16 protein-coding genes are annotated in these 18,772 nt (G+C 59.1%); 3 read left to right on the forward strand and 13 right to left on the reverse strand.

Annotation, left to right across the window (positions count from 1 at the left end):
* Positions 1 to 497: 497 nt before the first annotated feature.
* Both PMW70_RS03800 and PMW70_RS03805 read right to left on the reverse strand, forming a co-directional pair.
* A complete protein-coding gene (locus PMW70_RS03800; protein ID WP_271743928.1) occupies positions 498 to 1,523 on the reverse strand; it encodes an aspartate-semialdehyde dehydrogenase in 1,026 nt (341 codons plus the stop codon).
* Positions 1,524 to 1,697: 174 nt separating this feature from the next.
* Positions 1,698 to 3,086, reverse strand: coding sequence for an aspartate kinase (locus tag PMW70_RS03805; RefSeq protein ID WP_271743929.1), 1,389 nt, complete (start codon positions 3,084 to 3,086; stop codon positions 1,698 to 1,700).
* A 104-nt stretch (positions 3,087 to 3,190) separates the two neighbouring features.
* On the opposite strand from PMW70_RS03805, the gene thrC reads away from it, so the two are divergent.
* Together thrC and thrB are read left to right on the forward strand one after the other, a co-directional pair.
* Entirely contained in the window at positions 3,191 to 4,708 is a 1,518-nt protein-coding gene (gene thrC, locus PMW70_RS03810; protein WP_271743930.1) for a threonine synthase, read from the forward strand.
* Positions 4,709 to 4,911: 203 nt separating this feature from the next.
* Positions 4,912 to 5,793 (forward strand): homoserine kinase, encoded by an 882-nt coding sequence (gene thrB, locus PMW70_RS03815; RefSeq protein ID WP_006234874.1) that lies wholly within the window; start codon positions 4,912 to 4,914, stop codon positions 5,791 to 5,793.
* A 282-nt stretch (positions 5,794 to 6,075) separates the two neighbouring features.
* Here the strand turns inward: thrB and PMW70_RS03820 are convergent, their stop codons facing one another.
* The 11 genes from PMW70_RS03820 to PMW70_RS03870 form a co-directional block, all read right to left on the reverse strand.
* Positions 6,076 to 6,708, reverse strand: coding sequence for a helix-turn-helix transcriptional regulator (locus PMW70_RS03820; RefSeq protein ID WP_117806736.1), 633 nt, complete (start codon positions 6,706 to 6,708; stop codon positions 6,076 to 6,078).
* A gap of 31 nt (positions 6,709 to 6,739) precedes the next feature.
* A complete protein-coding gene (locus PMW70_RS03825; RefSeq protein WP_271743931.1) occupies positions 6,740 to 7,423 on the reverse strand; it encodes a DUF3990 domain-containing protein in 684 nt (227 codons plus the stop codon).
* A 90-nt stretch (positions 7,424 to 7,513) separates the two neighbouring features.
* Positions 7,514 to 8,104 carry a ribosome biogenesis GTP-binding protein YihA/YsxC gene (yihA, locus tag PMW70_RS03830; protein ID WP_089572350.1) on the reverse strand — a complete coding sequence of 197 codons (591 nt, stop codon included), beginning with the start codon at positions 8,102 to 8,104 and terminating at the stop codon, positions 7,514 to 7,516.
* 38 nt (positions 8,105 to 8,142) lie between these two features.
* Entirely contained in the window at positions 8,143 to 8,883 is a 741-nt protein-coding gene (mtnN, locus tag PMW70_RS03835) for a 5'-methylthioadenosine/S-adenosylhomocysteine nucleosidase (RefSeq protein ID WP_117648280.1), read from the reverse strand.
* Between the two features lie 78 nt (positions 8,884 to 8,961).
* Entirely contained in the window at positions 8,962 to 9,183 is a 222-nt protein-coding gene (locus PMW70_RS03840; RefSeq protein WP_271743932.1) for a hypothetical protein, read from the reverse strand.
* A 49-nt stretch (positions 9,184 to 9,232) separates the two neighbouring features.
* Positions 9,233 to 10,051, reverse strand: a complete 819-nt coding sequence (gene pflA, locus PMW70_RS03845; protein ID WP_271743933.1) for a pyruvate formate-lyase-activating protein — start codon at positions 10,049 to 10,051, stop codon at positions 9,233 to 9,235.
* 186 nt (positions 10,052 to 10,237) lie between these two features.
* A complete protein-coding gene (locus PMW70_RS03850) occupies positions 10,238 to 11,092 on the reverse strand; it encodes a DegV family protein (RefSeq protein WP_271743934.1) in 855 nt (284 codons plus the stop codon).
* 276 nt (positions 11,093 to 11,368) lie between these two features.
* Complete coding sequence (locus tag PMW70_RS03855) at positions 11,369 to 12,811, reverse strand: glycoside hydrolase family 32 protein (protein WP_117775933.1); 1,443 nt, start codon at positions 12,809 to 12,811, stop codon at positions 11,369 to 11,371.
* A gap of 101 nt (positions 12,812 to 12,912) precedes the next feature.
* Positions 12,913 to 14,364, reverse strand: a complete 1,452-nt coding sequence (locus tag PMW70_RS03860; protein WP_040358954.1) for a PTS transporter subunit EIIC — start codon at positions 14,362 to 14,364, stop codon at positions 12,913 to 12,915.
* Between the two features lie 45 nt (positions 14,365 to 14,409).
* Positions 14,410 to 15,792, reverse strand: a complete 1,383-nt coding sequence (locus PMW70_RS03865) for a family 43 glycosylhydrolase (protein WP_195625337.1) — start codon at positions 15,790 to 15,792, stop codon at positions 14,410 to 14,412.
* Positions 15,793 to 15,976: 184 nt separating this feature from the next.
* Complete coding sequence (locus PMW70_RS03870; RefSeq protein WP_225093894.1) at positions 15,977 to 16,987, reverse strand: LacI family DNA-binding transcriptional regulator; 1,011 nt, start codon at positions 16,985 to 16,987, stop codon at positions 15,977 to 15,979.
* Positions 16,988 to 17,454: 467 nt separating this feature from the next.
* Here PMW70_RS03870 and PMW70_RS03875 point away from each other — a divergent pair, with 467 nt between their 5' ends.
* Entirely contained in the window at positions 17,455 to 18,744 is a 1,290-nt protein-coding gene (locus PMW70_RS03875; RefSeq protein WP_271743935.1) for an IS110 family RNA-guided transposase, read from the forward strand.
* The last annotated feature ends 28 nt before the right edge of the window (positions 18,745 to 18,772 follow it).

Genomic DNA, 18,772 nt, shown 5'->3' on the forward strand with positions numbered 1-18,772 from the left:
ACCCCCGCCAGCTGAGCTCTAATACTTTTCCCGAGAAGTGAACGAGTAAAAACGAAGTCCCGGAGCATCCACACCTTTAGACCGCAAAACCGCAGGATTCGCGCTGCAAAACCGCAGGAAATAGCGGTCAAAATATGCCAATGCTTCGGGGGTCCAAATAAGGTCGTTCACTTCACGGGAAAAGTATTAGACCTCAATTCGCACCAAGCCCAAAGTCACCCCAGGCGGCAGGCGCGAAGCGCCGAGGCCGCCGCCGGGACCAGGGCCCGCAACAACCACGTGCCCCCACATCAGCCCAGCGGCCCCAACCAGCAACGGCCCCATCGCAGGCCGCTCGCAGCCGAGTCACCGCAGGCGGGGGCCGGGCTTAGTTTTCAGAACACTCCGCAGACCAGTGTGGCGCCTTGTCCGCGGCTCCGAAGGAGCAGGACAAGGCGCCACACATGGTCGAGGACGTTCTGAAAACTAAGCCCGGCCCCCGCCGGACAGGTCCACCGCTACTCGCAGAGCAGCTTAGCGATCTGGACGGCGTTGGTTGCCGCGCCCTTACGGATTTGGTCGCCGCAGCACCAGAAGGTGATGCCACGCGCAGCCTCGGGGTTCGAGATGTCGCGGCGTACGCGACCGACCCAAATCAGGTCCTGGTCGGAGGTGTCCATCGGCATGGGGAAGCGATCGTGCGCATCCTCGGCACTCATGTCGTCAACCAGCTTGACGCCCGGAGCGGCAGCCAGCGCAGCACGGGCCTCTTCCACCGTGATGTCGCGCTCAAACTCGAGCGTAACGCTCTCGGAGTGCGAGCGCAGCACGGGCACGCGCACGCAGGTGCAGTTCACGCGCAGCTCGGGCAGGTGCATGATCTTGCGGCCCTCGTTTTGCAGCTTCATCTCCTCGGAGGTAAAGCCCTCTTCCTTGACGCCGCCAATCTGCGGAATCAGGTTGCTCGCCAGCTGGGCGGCAAATGCACGCGGCTCGGGAATCTCCTCGCCGCGACCCAGGGCGGCCAGCTGAGCCTCGAGCTCGGCCATACCGGGAGCGCCGGCACCCGAAGCCGCCTGATACGTCGAGACGATCATGCGCTTCACGCCGGCGAGCTGATGCAGCGGCCACGTAGGAACCAGGCCGATGATGGTCGCGCAGTTGGGATTGGCGATAAGGCCGTGATGCCACTTGATGTCGTCGGCATTGATCTCAGGCACAACCAGCGGCACCTCGGGATCCATGCGGAAGGCGTGGCTGTTGTCGACCACGACGGCGCCGCGCTTGACGGCCTCGGGCAGTAGCTCCTTCGCAATATCGTCGCCGGCGGCGCCGAGCACGATGTCGCAGCCCTCAAAGGCCTCGGGGCAAGCTTCCTCAATCACGATCTGCTCGCCGCGGAACTCAACGGTCTTGCCCGCAGAGCGCGCGCTCGCTAGCAGCTTGAGCTTGCCAACCGGAAACTCCTGCTCGTTGAGGCACTCGAGCATCTGGGTGCCCACGGCTCCCGTCGCGCCCAAAATAGCAACCGTGTACTGTTTCATGCTTCCCCCTTTAAAGGTTGTGGCTTTTGCCCGCACGCCGAGCAGGCTGGTTTTTCTTGCCCAGTTTATACAAAAACGGGACGGGCATGAAACCCGCCCCGTCGAAACGAAACCGAAACGAAACGCCCTACGGTAGATTTTTAGGCATGTCCCAAAAATCTACCGGGATGGTCGTTACTTGCGGAGGGCGGCCAGGGCGGGATCGACCGGCGCGGAAGCCTCCAGGTCGGAGACCTTTACAATGCCGTTCTCGTCGGAGAAGGCGCGGTAAATGGTCCGAATCGCCAGGTCGAAGTCCTTCTCCTCGACGCCGATAATGATGTTGATCTCGTCGCAGCTCTGCGAAATCATGCGCACGCTCACGCCGGCCTGGCCGAGCATACCAAACAGGTGGCCGGAAATACCGGCGCGGCCGCGCAGGTTGCGGCCGACGGTCGCGATGAGCGCCAGGCCCTCAACAACCTCGATCTCGAGCGGCTCGACCTCCTGCTGAATGTCGCCCACGAGCGAGTACAGCGAATCGCGCACATCCTGCTCCTGCACCACGGCGCCAAAGCGATCGACGCCGGTGGGCATATGCTCAACGGAAACGTCATAGCGCTCGAAAACCGAAAGCGCGCGGCGCATAAAGCCGACGCGGGGCTTGGTACGGTCGCGGGCCACGTTGATGGCGACAAAGCCGCGCTTGCCGGTCACGCCGGTAATGATGGGCTCCGCCTCGCCCTCGTCTGCGGTCTCGCTAATGATGGTGCCGGGATCCCGCGGGGCGTTGGTGTTCTTGATGACCAGCGGAATGCCCGCCTCGCGCACGGGGAACACGGCCTCCTCGTGCAGAACGCTCGCGCCCATGTACGAAAGCTCGCGCAGCTCCTCGTAGGTAACGCGCGCGATGGGCTGAGCCTCGGGAACAATACGCGGATCGGCAGAATAGAAGCCCGAGACGTCAGTCCAGTTCTCGTACAGGTCGGCACCCAGGCACTTGGCCAGGATCGAGCCCGAGATATCGCCACCGCCGCGGTCGAGCAGCTTGATCTGCCCCTCGCGCGTCGCGCCGTAGAAACCGGGCATGACAAAGCCGCCCTGCTGGCCATACTCCTGCACCAGCTCGGAAGTGCGGTTCATGCTGAGCGTACCGTCGTGATGGAACGCCACGACCGTCGCGGCGTCCAGGAACGGCAGGCCCAGGTACTCGGCCATCAGGCGGGCGGTAAAGTACTCGCCGCGGCTCACGAGCTCCTCGGTGGAGTAGCCGCCCGAGCGGGCGCGCTCGGCAAAGGCCGCAAACTCCTCGCGGATGGGATAGGTGAGCTCCAGCTCGTCAGCGATATCAAAATAGCGCTGGCCGATGTCCTCGAGCAGCTCCTCGCACGACACGTGATACTTAACGTGTGCGTTAACCAGATAGAGCAGGTCAGTCACCTTGGTGTCACCCTTAAAGCGGCGACCGCAGGCGGAAACCACCACAAAACGGCGGGCCGGGTCGGCATCGACAATGGCCTTGATCTTCTTGAAGTGTTCGGCGTCGGCGACCGACGAGCCGCCAAACTTGGCAATCTTAATCATGGGCTGGAGGTTACCTTTCTAAAAAGCCTCTGCGAACCTATTTTGCGCGCTCTGATACCATGGGTTCACCGATTGGGACCAAGGCATCCGAGGAGCAGTGTTATATGGGAACTTATCATAGTACACGAGGACGCACTTTATCGTGCTCAAGTAAGGTGGCAATCCGCACCGGCATCGCTCCCGACGGGGGTTTGTTCGTCTCGGACGAGCTTGGCACCCAGCAGCTCGATATCAGCACACTTGCCGATAAATCGTACTTTGAAATCGCTCAAGATGTGTTGGGAATGTTACTGAATGATTACACGCCCGAAGAAATTTCGGCCTGTGTGAATGAGGCATACCGCGGCACGTTTGCAAGCGAAGAGGTCACGCCGCTCGTCAAACTCGACGCCGCACCGGGCGCCGACGCCCCTCAAACCTATGTAATGGAGCTCTTTGGCGGTCCCACGAGCGCCTTCAAGGACGTCGCCCTGCAAATGCTCCCCCGCCTCATGGCCCGCACCTCCGCCAAGGACGGCGGCGCCGAGCGCATCATGATCGTCACCGCCACGTCGGGCGACACCGGCAAGGCTGCACTCGCCGGCTTTGCCGATGCTCCGGGCACGGGCATCACCGTCTTTTATCCCGAGGGCAAAGTCAGCCGCGTGCAGAATCTGCAGATGTCCACGCAGGAGGGCGATAACGTCGCTGTCTGCGGCATCCGCGGCAACTTCGATGACGCCCAGAGCGCCGTCAAGCGCATCTTTGCCGATAAGGAGCTTGCCGAGCGCCTGGAGGCCGCCGGCACCGTGCTTTCGAGCGCCAACTCCATCAACGTCGGCCGTTTAGTGCCGCAGGTCGTCTACTACTTTGCCGCCTATGCGCAGCTGCTGCGTGCCGGCGCTATCGAGGCCGGCGACGCCGTTGAGTTCTGCGTGCCGACCGGCAACTTTGGCGATATCCTGGCCGGCTACTACGCCAAGCGCATGGGCCTGCCCGTCGCCAAGCTCGTCGTCGCAAGCGACAAGAACAACGTGCTGGCCGACTTTTTGACCACCGGCGTCTACGACCGCAACCGTCCGTTCTTCACGACCATCTCGCCGTCGATGGACATCCTTATCAGCTCCAACCTGGAGCGCATGCTCTACTTCCTGTCCGACGGCGACTGCGAGCTCGTTGCCGGCCTTATGGAGCAGCTGGCACAGACCGGTCGCTACGAAGTGCCCGCCAATCTGCTCGCAAAGATTCAGAGCGTCTTTGGCTGCGGCTGGGCCAGCGAGGACGAAGTCCGCGCTGCCATCAAGAGCTGCTGGGACGCAAACGGCTACGTGATTGACCCGCACACCGCCTGCGGCTATCACGTCTTTGAAAAAGTCACCCCCGCCGAGGGCGCCAAGGCCCGCGTGCTGCTTTCGACCGCCAGCCCCTACAAGTTCCCGCGCGCCTGCTGCGACGCTCTGGGCCTCGACGTTCCCGAGGATGATTTTGAGGCTATGCGTGTGCTCGAGCAGGCCACCGATACGGTCGCCCCGGCACAACTTGCCGAGCTCGAGTCCAAGCCCGTCCGCTTTGAAGACGTCTGCGACGTCGATGAGATGGCAAGCTACGTCGAGTCTGCAGCAAAACGAATGAGCACCAACTAAACCCCTTATTAAGCGCCGGCGAAAGCCGGCGCACCTTCTTTTATCAGATAATCCCCGGGATGATGACGAACGCGCACAGCGTGCCTGGCTGTTTAGTTCGTCGCGAGTTCCGCACGCAAAGGAAAGCACTTAATGTGCTTTCCGTCTTGCGCAGGACTGCCCGAGCAGCGAACTAAACAGCCAGGCACGCCAGGAGGACTCACATGATCAAAATCACCGTCCCAGCAACGAGCGCCAACCTAGGCATCGGCTACGACACCCTCGGCATGGCCGTCAGCCTCTACTCGCACTTCACCTTCGAGCGCGCCGACAAGCTCACCATCACGGGCTGCCCCGAGGAGTTTCAAAACGAGAACAACCTAGTCTACGTGAGCTTTGTCGACGCACTGGCCGCATGGGGCGAGCCGGCCTTCCCCGTCGCCATCGACATTCAGACTGACGTTCCCGTCGCCCGCGGCCTGGGCTCCAGCTCAACCTGCGTCGTCGCCGGCATTATGGCCGCCGCCGCGCTGACAGGCCACACCGTCGACCGCGCCGAGCTCGTCCGCATTGCCACCGAGGTCGAGGGCCATCCCGATAACGTCGCCCCCGCCATCCTGGGCGGCGCCGTCTGCTCCTTTACGCCGACCGATTCGCTCCCCCAGTGCCTGCGCTACGAGGTGAGCGATCGCTTGCGTTTTATTACCGTGATTCCGCCCTACGAGGTACATACGAGCGAGGCGCGCAAGGTTGTGCCGCAGGAGATTCCACTCTCCACCGCCGTATGGCAAATGGGCCGCATCGCCGGCATGACGCGCGGCCTGGAGACCGGCGACCTGGATCTGATTGCCGCCGCCAACGACGACCGCATCCAAGAGCCGTATCGCCGTCGCCTCATCCCCGACTACAACGCCGTGCGCGACACCTGCCTTAACGGCGGCGCTAAGACCATCTGGATCAGTGGTTCGGGCTCGACCCTCATGGCCGTGACTGACGACACCATCGTGGCAAAGTTCCTACAGGTCAAACTGCGTGAACAGTTCCCCAAGTGTGACACGCACATTCTGACGTGCGACACGGAAGGCGCCCAGATCGAATACCTGTAGTCGCCGTACCTTATACCCGCCGGGGAGGCCAGGGGCTTTGCCCCCAAATCGTCCTCGGACATGGCAGGACCCCCGCTGCGCACTTCGTGCGGCGGGGGTCCTGTCGTCCTGCGGAAAGATTTGGGGGCAAAGCCCCTGGCCTCCCCTATGTTAACTTCGCTGGCGGCGGCTACAGGGACCTACGCTCTGGAAAGTCGCCGGGCTGATAGTTGCTTTTTATTGGTAGGGGCTCTTGCTAGGCTGGAGCACTTCCTAGAGGCGGGCATCGGCTGTGTGCTTGGTTTAGGCGGCGCTGGTTTCTTTGTATTCGAAGACTGGTTCTAGGAGATCTTCGATGTTGCAGTGGAGGGCTTTTGCTATGGCTCTTACGCCTGTTACCGAAGCTTCATTGATGTTTCTCTGGCGCTGCTCGTACATTTGGATTGAGCGGAGTGATACGCCCGATTCGTATGCCAGGTCTTGTTGGGTTTTCTTGAGCCGCTTTCTTGCTAGCGCCAGTTTGGTTTGACGAGGTGTTTTCTTCGCCATGTCGCAAATAAGACGCGTCACACGTTCCTCCGAGGCTTCGTGCCAGGGATGATACAGGTTATGCAGCACATCAAACGGAGCGACATGCAGCAGGTCTTCAAAAGACTCTCCCAGGCGCCACTGCAGATACGCCAATATCCAGCCCGTCCAGTATTCCGGTGTTTTCTCAAATCGATAGGTGCGGTCCGGCATAGACCTGGCTTCATAGCCCGACCTTTCGGCGATCAGTGCGAACAGCTCAACGCCCGATTTTCCCGATACGACCCATGCGTTGCCACGCTCAAACTCGCGGGCAACCCCGCTCAGACAAAAGAGTTCAGCAACTTCAGATCCTTCTGCTCCATAGTCATTGACGGCATAGTCAAAGCAGTCACCGAGGTTGTTCATTGCATCCTCGAGGTAGTAGACGGGGTATGTCCTACTCGGCCCACAATCCGTTAACTCTTGGATCATTTAAATCAACCCTCCCTGCCATTAAATCCCTAATGTCGACACCTTCGGAATCGAACCCGTTAACCGTATCCAAGTATTTGCGTCGAGCATTCTGCTCACGCTCAAAACGCTTGGGATAAAACTCAGACCCCGAAGCCTGCTTCCAATCGCAGAATCTAATCACCGAAAAAGCGCGCTCGCTCATAAGAGCATATTGAATACCCAAATCACCCAAGCGCATGATACGTTGCAGCTGTCTGAGCGATATCATGCCGCTGACAAACTGTCTTGCAAACGAAAAATAGGAGTCGTCAGCGCGATAGCCCCGAATAACGTCATATGAAGAAATATCAATCAGGCAGTTATCAAGTAGAAATCGTAGCCCTTCGCGCGCCAATGGCGTCGAGACATTGAACTCTCTGTTATTCGCCAGAATTGCAAGCCAGTTGAGAATCGAGAACTCACCTGATTCCAAATCCAAAATCGCAAGACCATCTAAATCAAGCTCATATCGATTCGCAATGCCATCAGACTCGGTCCGACATGCCCATTCCATCGCCATTTCCTCATGTGGCGTGCAATAAAACCCACGCCCATAGTCGTTGAACTGTCTACATCTATCCAGCGATGGATGTTCGACAACAACCTCCGACCCGTGCCATAGCTCCATAGCGACCTCCAAAAAATATCACCTCAGTGATAGTTTACCAATAACTATCACTGAGGTGATATAGATAGGAGCTTTGGGGGGTTAACCTGATTAGAGGCAAGCCTCAGCGATGCGGCGCTTGAGCTCGTCGATGCCCACACCGGTCTGGGAGCTTGTGATGATTACGTTCTCGGCCGGGACATTGAGCTGCTTTTTGATGGCTGCTGCCTGGCGGGCCTGCTGGGTGCGGCTGAGCTTGTCGGCCTTGGTGAGACAGACGATAAAGTTGAACTCGTTGCCCTGCAGATAGTCGATCATGTCGTGATCGAGCTTGCTGGGGTCGTGACGAATGTCCACCAGCGAGACGACCAAGTTAAAGCTGCGCTCCGAGTCGAAGAAGTCGCCGATAAGCTCTGCCCAGCGGTCGCGCTCGGCCTTGGAACGACGGGCGAAACCGTAACCCGGCAGGTCCACGAAATGCACGTCGTCGGCCTCAAAGAAGTTGATGTTGCTCGTCTTGCCCGGCGTGCTGGAAACCTTGACCAGGTTCTTGCGGCCAAAAAGCTTGTTCATAATCGACGACTTGCCCACGTTGGAGCGGCCGACAAAGCTCACCTCGGGGCAGGTGGACTCGGGAATCTGCGAAACCTTGCCATAGCTGGCAACGAACTTGGCAAGCTGGTAGTTAATGGAATCGGCCATGGACACTCCTTGGTCGTAGGTTCTTACAAAAGAGCGCGCTAATAGATAGCAGCGATACGGCGGACGATATCGAGCGTAATGCCACTCGCGGTACGGGCATACTCGAACAGGTCGAACTCACGGTCGCAAATCGCATCGTACGCCTCGTCACAATTATCGCTGATAGCGCGCAACACCAGGCAATCGACACCATTTTTAGTTGCGACATGGGCAATCGCCGCGCCCTCCATGCCAACACAATCGGCATGCGTCGCCTCGATAGCGTCGTTGCGCATGGCGGCACCCGTCACAAAACGGTTGCCCGTGGCAATCGTGCCGACCAGGAACTGCTTGGTGCCCTCGTTCGAAGCGGCTGCATTTGTCGAAGCATTGACAAAGCCACGCTCAGCAAGCACATCGGCAGCAATATCGACCAGCGCAGGCGTCGAGCCAAACTCCTCGAGCCCCGGTGCAGACTCGGCGATAAGCGCGGTATCGGTATCCAGATAGCGCAGGCGTTTGCCAATGACTACGTCGTCGATATGGAGCTTGGGGTTCAAACCGCCTGCAATGCCCGAAAACACAACAGCCTGCGGAGCATACTTGCTAATGAGGTGCTGTGTTGCGGCGGCAGCGTTCACGGTACCCATGCCCGCCGTTGTGGCGACAACTGTCAGTCCGTCGAGCCCGCCGGCCACAACGTTCAAGCCCGCCTCCTGTACCATGCAAACGTTACTCAACTCTTCCTTAATCTGCATGATCTCTTTTTCGAGCGCACCGATAATCGCGATGGTAGCCATACCATTCCCCAAACCTATACGAAATTCTCAACCACGGTATGGTACCAGCATTTTGTTTGACCTCGCCAAACGAACACGCTAAGCCAGTGCAGCTCGCATATCAAACAGAGCCTTTGCAATCACGGCCGTAACCTCGCTCGAGCGGTCGCTCCACGGCATCGATGTCATGACGCTCATGACATAGGTACAGCCATCGATGCCGATAAGGCCCGCATCGCATGTCGAATAGTAACCATCCTCGCTAATCCAGCCTGCCTTGTCGCGCACCAAAACCTGCTCGTCCGCAATGCCATCACGCACTCATTTAAGTCTGTCCTCAATGAGTGCCCTTGGGGGCGAAAATGGATCGCTAGCCGATGGCGTTTTTGAGTTCGGCGCGGCGCTTTTTCATGCCCATCATGACGGCGTTGCGCAGCTCGGGCATGCGAGCGGTATCCATCTGAGGCACGCCCTCAAGCTTATAGGGAATCCCCAACTGCTCATATTTGACGACACCCATCGTATGATACGGCAGCATTTCCAGGCCCGCCACGTTGTGCCACGGGGCAATCAGGCGGCCGAGCGCCTCACACTCCTCCGCCGTGTCAGTAATGCCCGGCACCACCACGTGGCGAATAACGACCTTAATCTTGCGATGGGCAAGCTCATCGCCAAACGCCAGGATGCGTGCGGGATCACAACCGGTTAGCTTTTTATGCTCGACCGGGTCGGCATGCTTAATATCGAGCAGTACCATGTCGGTCTCGTTGAGCACGGCATCGAACTTCTCGGGATGCTGAGGGTCGAAGGCGTAGCCACAGCTATCCAGGCAGGTATGTACACGACCATCGGGGTTGTTGTGCATTGCACGGAACAGGTCGGCCAAAAACTCGGGCTGCAGAAGTGGCTCGCCGCCCGAAACCGTAATTCCGCCGCTGCGGTAAAACTCATGATTGCTCTGGAACTCGTCCATCAGGTGCTCGACGGTCACCATCGTGCCGCCGTTAACCGACCAGGTATCGGGATTGTGGCAATACGCGCAGCGCATGGGACAGCCCTGGACAAACACTACGAAGCGGATGCCGGGTCCGTCGACCGTACCCATCGTTTCAATCGAATGTACGCGGCCCAGGGCAAACGCGGAGTCCTCGGGACGAGCGTCCACACCCTCGAGCGTCATCTCAGCCATTCCCGCTACCTTACCTCTCATTGGTTTTAGTTACATAAATGCCAGAGCCATTCTAGCCCATACGCATGATGGTGAAACGGTTTAGTGGTCAATTGGGTTGTTCTATTTGGCCCCACACAAAAGCGGCGGGAAGGTTGTCACAACCCACCCGCCGCCGAGACAATAGATATCGATAGACGCCAGGCCTTACGCCTTGAGCGTGAGCACCGCGCCGAAGGCGGTCGGGCCGCAATGGCTCGAGATGACGCCGCCGACCTGAGTCCAGGTAATGTCCTTAAAGCCCAGGTCGTGCGCATAGACTTCCATGTCGTCGCGCAGCTCCTCGGAAAGACCTACCGAATATGCCAAGCCAATGTGCGAGTAGTCGATCTCGCCCTTGGCAACCATGTGGTCAATAAAGGCGCGGGCGCATTTGAGCATAGAGCCGCGGAACTTCTTGGTTGCCACGAACTTGCCGCCCGTTACCTCAATGCAGGGCTTAATCTTGAGCAGATGGGCGCCCAGGAACGCGACGTTGGACAAGCGACCGCCCGCCTTAAGGAAGGCAAGGTCCGTAGGAACAAAGCCCAGCAGCACGCGGTCCATGACGGAGTTCGTAAATGCAAAGATCTCGTCGACGGTGGCATCGGGGTGAGCCTCGATGTATTTGGCAGTCTCGACGACAACGAGCGACTGGCCCACCGAGACAAAGCGCGTGTCCATGGAGAACACGTAGTCGCGCCCCTGGGCCGCAATCTTAGAGGACTGATGCGAACAGGTCGTGGCCTCGGAATATGCAAGATGCAAAATGGTCGCATCGGGCTGCTCGGCATGAATGCGGTCGTACACATGCGCAAAATCCGCTGGCGAACAGCCACTGGTCTTGGGCATCACACCCAACTCGTTGCAGCGCGAGTATATCTCAAGCGGATCGATCGAACCGTCCTCGACGGTCTCGTCACCAATCGTGACATGCATAGGCACGCGCACGATGCCGTAGCGCTCGCAGAGCTCCGGCGTCACATCCGACCCAGACTCAACCACGATTACGTACTTGCCCATTATTATCACGACCCATCTCGACATTGGCTTTTCAATACATGGCACGCGCCGCCGCACTGTTGCACAACGGCGGCAGAGCGCCAAAGAGACGCCGCCCCTTGCACACAACAAAGGACAGCGTCTCCCTGGAAAACTCCGTGCTTATTTAGGATTCTACACGGTTTGCAACAATGTGTTACTTACTCCGCAAACGGTAGCTATACACGATAAACGGTAGTTCGCTGCGGCAACTGCGACACATTCCGCCCGGCAAGTCCAATCGTGCTCCACGCACGGTTAATGCGCGAGGCGGTAGAAATCCATCGACGCCGCACCCTCGGCATGCAACCCCATCGCCGAAACCGCCGGCGAATAGGTACGGCTCGTAAGTGCTGCCTCGCCGCCGTTGGCAAAAATCTCGACCATCGTAGTGTCCGAAAGCACGCGCAGGTCGCGAAGCTCGCTGAGCTCAATCGACCTCCGGTCTCGCCCATAGCCTTCATTACCCATATCGAGGGTAAGCATCCCCTCCGCATAACGCACAAAGACACCCTTGCGGATTTCGAGCTCGACCATCTTGGCGCCCTCACAGGAAACCACAAGATCAAACAGGCGGCCCGGCTCCTCGACTGTCTCTCCGCCTACAGCACGAACGCAGCCGCCGCGCATCCTCTCAATCTCGTGCGCCGGCTGCTGGCAGAGCTTACCATCGCGCATGCTCAGCTCTCGCGGCACCGTCAACGCGCACTGCCACCCGCGCGCCACCGTCGGGTTTTCCGCCGTCGCATCGGGGCAACCCGACCATCCGATCATCAATCGCCGGCCTGCAGCATCCTCAAAGGACTGCGGAGCATAGAAATCAAAACCGGCATCGACCATCGGGGGCATGCCCTGCCCGACGATTTTAAAGCTCGGCGCCTCCCAATCGGCCTCGATGGGAAACCACACGCACTGATGCGGATTGCGGTAACGCCAACCATCGGCAGGCACACCCTGCGGACAGCAAACGAGAATAAGCTCGCCATCGAGCTCAAACAGATCGGGGCACTCCCACATAAAGCCAAACTTCTCGCCCAACTCAATGCGCGTCGCATAGCTCCAGTCCTCAAGATTGCGCGAGGTATAGACAAGCACGCAGCCACGGTCGTCTTTCGTACGAGCGCCCAGAACCATGTAGTAGATACCATCGTGCTCAAGGATCTTGGGGTCGCGCACATGCGTACCGATATCGTCGGGGTAATCGACCGGTCCAACAGCTATGCGCTTCTCGCCCAATTCGTCGGGGTTCTCCGCAACCATATGAATCTGGTTTTGCTCACGACCCGTCAACACGTAGTCGTAATCATCGCGATCAAAATGCTTGACGTTGCCGGTATAGAAGTAGTGAATCTTGCCATCACGTACAAAGGCAGAACCAGAATACGCTCCGTTCGAATCCAAATCGGAATCGGGGAACAGCGCGGGGCCGCGATTCTCGTACGTCACAAAATCCTTTGTCGTCAGATGGTTCCAAAGCACTGGACCGCCATGCGCAGCATCGAACGGATCGTATTGATGATAGATGTGATACGTATCACCAATCTGAACCAAACCGTTGGGGTCGTTGAGCCAGCCAAGCTCAGGCTCCACATGGAACAGGAGCCTATCGGGGTCGGACGCGATGCGACCCGCCGTCTCATCCTGTCCGGCACGCCACTGCTCATAGTCCGCGCGTGTCACCTTATTTTTTTGATTAAACATCGCCGTTGACTTTCTCGTCTATGGGAAAGGACGCTCGACTCACACGAGCCGAACGCCCTTCCCCAAATGGACTTATCCGCACATTACGCTGAACGGCTCAACTAGAAGCTAACGTCGAAGCCAGCGCCAGCGCCCTCTTCATCGGTGGTCGGCACGCCCTTTGCCTTGTTGTAGGCAAAGATCAAGACGATCGGCACGATGAAGGCGATGAGATTGCCAGCCACATACCACACGAGCGTCTCGGGCGTAACGATGAGCAGGCCAAGCACGCCGGTCAGACCCTGACCGATGGCGCGCACCTCAAAGAGCTTCACGAAGGCACCGCCGCAGCCTGCACCGATGCAAGCGCAGATGAACGGGATGATCGAGTAGCGCATGTTTGCAGCAAAGATTGCGGGCTCGGAGATACCGACCAGCGTCGGGATAAAGGACGACATGCAGATGTTGCGCTCTTTGGAATGCTTCTTGTGAATGAGGTACATGCCGATGGCGCCGCCGCCCTGGGCGATGATGGAAACCGACCAGATTGCCTGGATGTAGTTGAAGCCAGTCGTGGCAACGAGGTTTGCCTCGATACCCTGGATGAACTGATGCGTACCGGTAACGACGAGCGGCTGCAGGAATGCGGCAAAGACAAAGGCACCGAAGACGCCCATCCTGTTGTACAGGATATCGATTACGCCGGCGAGGACGTCGCCGATCAGGTTGCCGAGCGGGCCGAACACGGTGAACAGGGCGACGTTAGCAAGAATCAGGGTAACGGTCGGGACAAAGACGAACGAAACGACCTCGGGGATGTACTTCTGGGCAATCTTCTCGACCTTGGCCATAAACCAGGCAGTCAGGATTGCAGGGAACACGCCGCCCTGGAAAGCAACCATGGGAATGGAGAGCGGACCGAAGTTCCAGTACTCAGCACCCGTCGGGTCCATAACGAACGTGTTACGGTTCATAAGGCTCGGGTGAACCATGACGATACCGACGAGGATGCCCAGGATCGGGTTACCGCCAAAACGCTTGACCGCGCTGTACATAACCAGGACAGGTAGGTAGTCGAAGGTGGTGGCGATAATGGCAAAGAAGCTTGCGAGGTTCTTGAGGAACTCGCTGTGATCGGCGAGGCTGCCCTCCATGCCAAAGAGGCCGTTGGCAACAATCAGCGACTTAAGGCCGATGATGATAGCAGCGCCGACGAAAGCGGGAATGATGGGGATAAAGATGTCCGAGAATACCTTGAGGACCGAGAAGAACTTGCCCTTCTTGTCCGCCTCGGCGCCCTTGACCTCGGAAGCGCTAATCTCCTTAACGCCCGTCAGAGCCATAAACTCATCGTAAACCTTGTTGACGGTACCGGTACCGAAGATGATCATGAGCTGGCCGCTGTTGTACAGCACGCCCTTGACGCCATCGATGTTCTCGAGCTCGGCCTTGTTGTACTTGCTCGTATCCTTGAGCACCAGACGCAGACGCGTAACGCAATGCGTGGCGCCCTCGATGTTCTCCAGACCGCCGACGTTATCGACGACTTGCTGAGACACTACTTTGTAGTCCATGTTCCTCTCCATTCCTTCACGAAATCATAAGACGTTTTGATGCCATTACAGAGACGCGATCGTTGCATTTGCGCACTTAAGCGTACCGTCGGTGACCGTCAGCGCCACACCCTGGCCCTGCTTATTGCAGAATCGAGCGTTAAGCGCAACATCATCGACAAAGATGGTCGCGATATCGTCGTCAACGACCAGGCGCACATGATGAGTGCCCTCGCCCTTAAAGAACAACGGACGCTCGAGGCCCATGTTGTTGACCTGGAACCACGGATACTGGGGGGCCGCCGTAAACTCGAGCTTGCCCTCACGCAGGTTGGCGCGGAACTCATAGGCAAGACCGGACTCGGCGTCCTCGGCAAGCTTCACCGAGAAGCCGGCAGCGTCACCGGCGAGCTCGATGTCGGCATCGAGCATATAGGTGGAACCGGCATCCGCGGCGAGCACCTGCTCGACCTTGCCCGACTCGCAGGAGAGCTCAAAGGCCTCGACTGCCTTAGCCTCGCCAAAGGCGCCAAGCATGCTGTCAGGAAGCTTGGTGCCGAGCGTTCCGTCAACACGCTGAACGATCTCGAGAGGCATAAAGGTGCCACCCCACAGGTAAGAGCTGGGGTCACCGCCCTCGTCACGCGTAGGAACCCAACCAAAGAGAACGCGGCGCTCGCCGTCAAATGCGGTACGCGCGGCATAGTACGCGCGGCCATCGAAGGAATCGTCCGCAGGAGTGATCCAAGGACCGTTGATAGAGCGAGACATGCGGTAACGGGTCTTGTTGCCATCACTGTACTCGGAGAACACCAGATACCACCAGTCGCCCATCTTAAAGAGATCAGGCATCTCGAACATGGTGTACAGGCCCGGATTCCACCAGTCGCCCTGGAACTCCCAGGTATCCAGGTCCTTGGAGGTGAACTTGACCAGACGACCGGTCATCAGACGCTTGTCCTCGCCCACACGCGTGCCGAGGATGAGCATGTACTCTTCGTTCTCCTCATCCCAAAGCACAAAGGGATCGCGCCAGTTGCGGTCATCGTAACCCTCCTGGGGCGGAAGCAGCGTCTCGGCGATGTTCTTCTCCCACTTGACGGCGTCGTCACTCGTTGCGTGAAGAAGAACCTGCTTCATCAAGCGTGCCTTGACCTTATCGCGATTGCAACCAGTGTAGAGCGCATGGTACTTGTCGCCCACCTTAAACACCGTGCCGGCATAAACATACTGGTCGACTTCCTCGTCGCCGCCACGCTCAAGGCTCTCGCCAAAGTCTTTGTAATTGACGAAGTCCTTGGTTGTCGCGAGTGCCCAGCCAAACGGCTCTCCGAAAGGTCCGGGGTTTCGCGTGTCACGCTGATGATAGAGATAGAACGTGCCGTCCTCGCCGTACGGCATGATGTCGCCTACCCAAATTCCCTCAGGCTGGTAATACACCTTGTGCATCCGAGACTTCCTTTCTCACGAGATACTAACTCGGTACAACTGCAAGATATGTCAATCGTTTTCATATGTCAAACGTTTTCACACCAATACGTCTTTTCGCAGTTCCAGTCGTCGGCAAACGGTTGACATATGCCGGCGAACGGTCATCAGAGGTGTTTGAGGAATTCTTTTGGCACGGGATGAACTACGCGGTTTTACCCTCAATGAGTTCAACGGGGAGCTTGATATTCGATTCGGGCTTTTCGCCGTTAATAAGAGCAATGATGGATTGCGCCGCGAGCTCTCCGATGCGATCGATATCTTGGCGAACGGTTGTTAAGTCAGGCATAAACGTCATAGTGCGGCGGGCACCATCCGCGCCCACGACCTTAATATCGCCCGGAGCGCTCAAGCCGCGCTGCTTCATCACGTTAAGACAGATAGCCGCCATCGTGTCGTCTCCCGCAAAGATGCCGTCAATATCGGGGTTCTCATCGAGGATCTTCGCAACGACCGCACTCTTTTCGTCGTCGGGCTTAACGAACTCGACCTCACGGACAAGCGCGGGCAAACCGGCCTGCTCAACAACATCGAGGTAGGCATCGGTACGCTTATTGGCAGGCATGCGCATGCGGCTATTGCTGCGCAGGCACAGGATGCGTGAACATCCGTCATCGATCAGGCGACGCGTGGCAAGTTCGCCGATGCTATAGCTGTCGCTCGCAATCTGAACAGAGGCTTCGCCAAGGTCGCAGTCGATACCAACCAGACTCAAGCCCATCTCGGCATACGCCTCGGCACCGATATTAAGCGAGTTGACGATGACGCCATCAACCATATTGCGTCGAAGCATGTCGATATAAGAGCGCTCAAGCTCGGGTCGATTGGCGCTATTGCACAGCAGCATCTTAAAACCGTTTTCGGCCAGGGTATGCTCAATGACTTGAACCACTTGGGCATGAAACGGACTGCTGACATAGGGGACGATCATACCGATAAGATTCAGGCGACCGTTGAGCATGGCACGAGCGATATCGTTGGGCGTATAGTTGATGCGCTTCATCGCGGCATGGACCTTATCGCGGGTCTCTTGGCTAATATAGCCACGATTATTAAGCACACGAGATACCGTAGTAGGCGAAACCCCCGCCACCGCCGCAACTTCCTTGATGCCAGGCTTAGCCGTATCCTTAGAACGAGCACTCTCGCGAGCCATAGCACCCTCCCCCATCAACATGTCATACGTTTACATACGAACAAAGCATACCCCAACAACAGCGGGATGACGGTAACAGTACAAGTAAGTAAACGACTCATCCAAATAATTAGGAGAGTTCCGCCTAAAGGGTGACTACACAGGACCCAGCCGGGGCTGTTTGGGCTACCTCCCAAAATATTCCGCACTGATATTGTCTGTATTGAAGACGTCGATGATGCGCCCGTATACCATTGACGTCGACACCATCAGATGCGGACCGCGCGGTGACCCCACATTCCGCTGGCGCCCACAGGGCTGCCCTCGTTTCCTGACATGTCCCGCGCGGGCCGCGGCGAGCCGAGACCGCCGCATGACCTAATAGGAGCATGGAGCGATACCGCGGACCCGAACAACCGCATTCTATCGCGCCCCGTCAGTGTGCCGTCTGCCCGGTCCAGGCGAGCACGGAAAGAACGGAGCGAGACATGAGAACCGAATCGACACCCGGCGCCCGCGGGCCGGTCTTCTGCGGGGTCGACACCCACGCCGACTCGCACTGGCTGTGCGTCCTCGACTGGAGGGGCCGCAAGGTCCTGTCCCGCCAGTTCCCCGCCGACGCGGCGGGCTACGAGGCGCTCGCCGGGGCGATCGCGGCGGCCGGGGAGCCGGCCTGCGTCGCGATGGAGGGGACGTCGTCCTACGGGGCGGGCCTCACCAGGCACCTCGCGTCGCTGGGGATGCCCGTGCGCGAGGCGCTCTCCCCGGCGAGGATGCAGAGGAGGCGCCCGGGGCAGGGAAAGTGCGACGAGGCGGACGCGGAGAGGGCCGCCCGCGCGGCGATGTCCGGCTCGAAGCTCGGGACCCCCAAGAGCCAGGACGGGTGGGTCGACGGGGTGCGCTGCATGCTCGCGGCGCGCTCCGGGGCGGTGAAGGCGCGGACCTCGGCGATAAACACCGCGAGGTCGCTGCTCACCACCGCGCCGGAGGGGCTCAGGTCGAGGTTCCGCGGCATGGGAGGGCCGAGGCTGATGGAGGAGCTCCCCTCCGTGCGCGCCGAGGGCGCGCTGGGCGCCGCGCTCGGCGCGCTGGCGGACCTGTGGGAGGCGGCGCGCGACGCGGCGCTCGACATGGAGCGCGCGATCGAGGCGTCCCTGGAGGAGAACTGCCCAGCGCTGCTGGCGATGTACGGGTGCGGGCCCGTGAGCGCGGCCAAGCTCGCGGTCGCGGCCGGGGACAACCCGGGCAGGCTGCGCTCCGAGGCGTCGTTCGCGGCGATATGCGGCGCCTGCCCCATCCCCGCCTCGAGCGGCAAGACCGTGAGGCACAGGCTCAACAGGGGCGGCGACCGGCAGGCGAACAGCGCGCTGCACGAGATCGCGAGGCAGAGGGTCATGCGCGACCCCGAGACCGCCGAGTACGCCGAGAGGGCCAGGGGGCGGGGGAAGAGCGACAGGGAGGTCATGAGGTGCCTCAAGCGCTACGTGGCCAGGGAGGCGTACCGGGCGCTGATGCGCCCGCACGAGATCAGGAGGCCCGAGGACGCCTCGGGGCTCGTGGCGGCCAGGCGCGCGGCGAAGGTCAGCCAGGTGAGGGCGGCGTCCATACTGGGCACCAGCGAGAAGTACATCTCGATGCTGGAGAGGGGCCAAAGGGAGCTCAAGCCCATAAGGAGGGCCTACGAGGCATGGGTCGAGGCCGGACTTCCGCTCGATTGGGACAGGCAAGCCTTCGAGGCCGAGCGCAAAATGGATTCTAAAAAACACCTTGCCAAATAGGAGCGTCAGGACGCAAAGGGCTCCGCCG

Origin of the sequence: Collinsella aerofaciens (genome assembly GCF_028209625.1) — a bacterium.
Lineage (GTDB): Bacteria > Actinomycetota > Coriobacteriia > Coriobacteriales > Coriobacteriaceae > Collinsella > Collinsella aerofaciens_AM.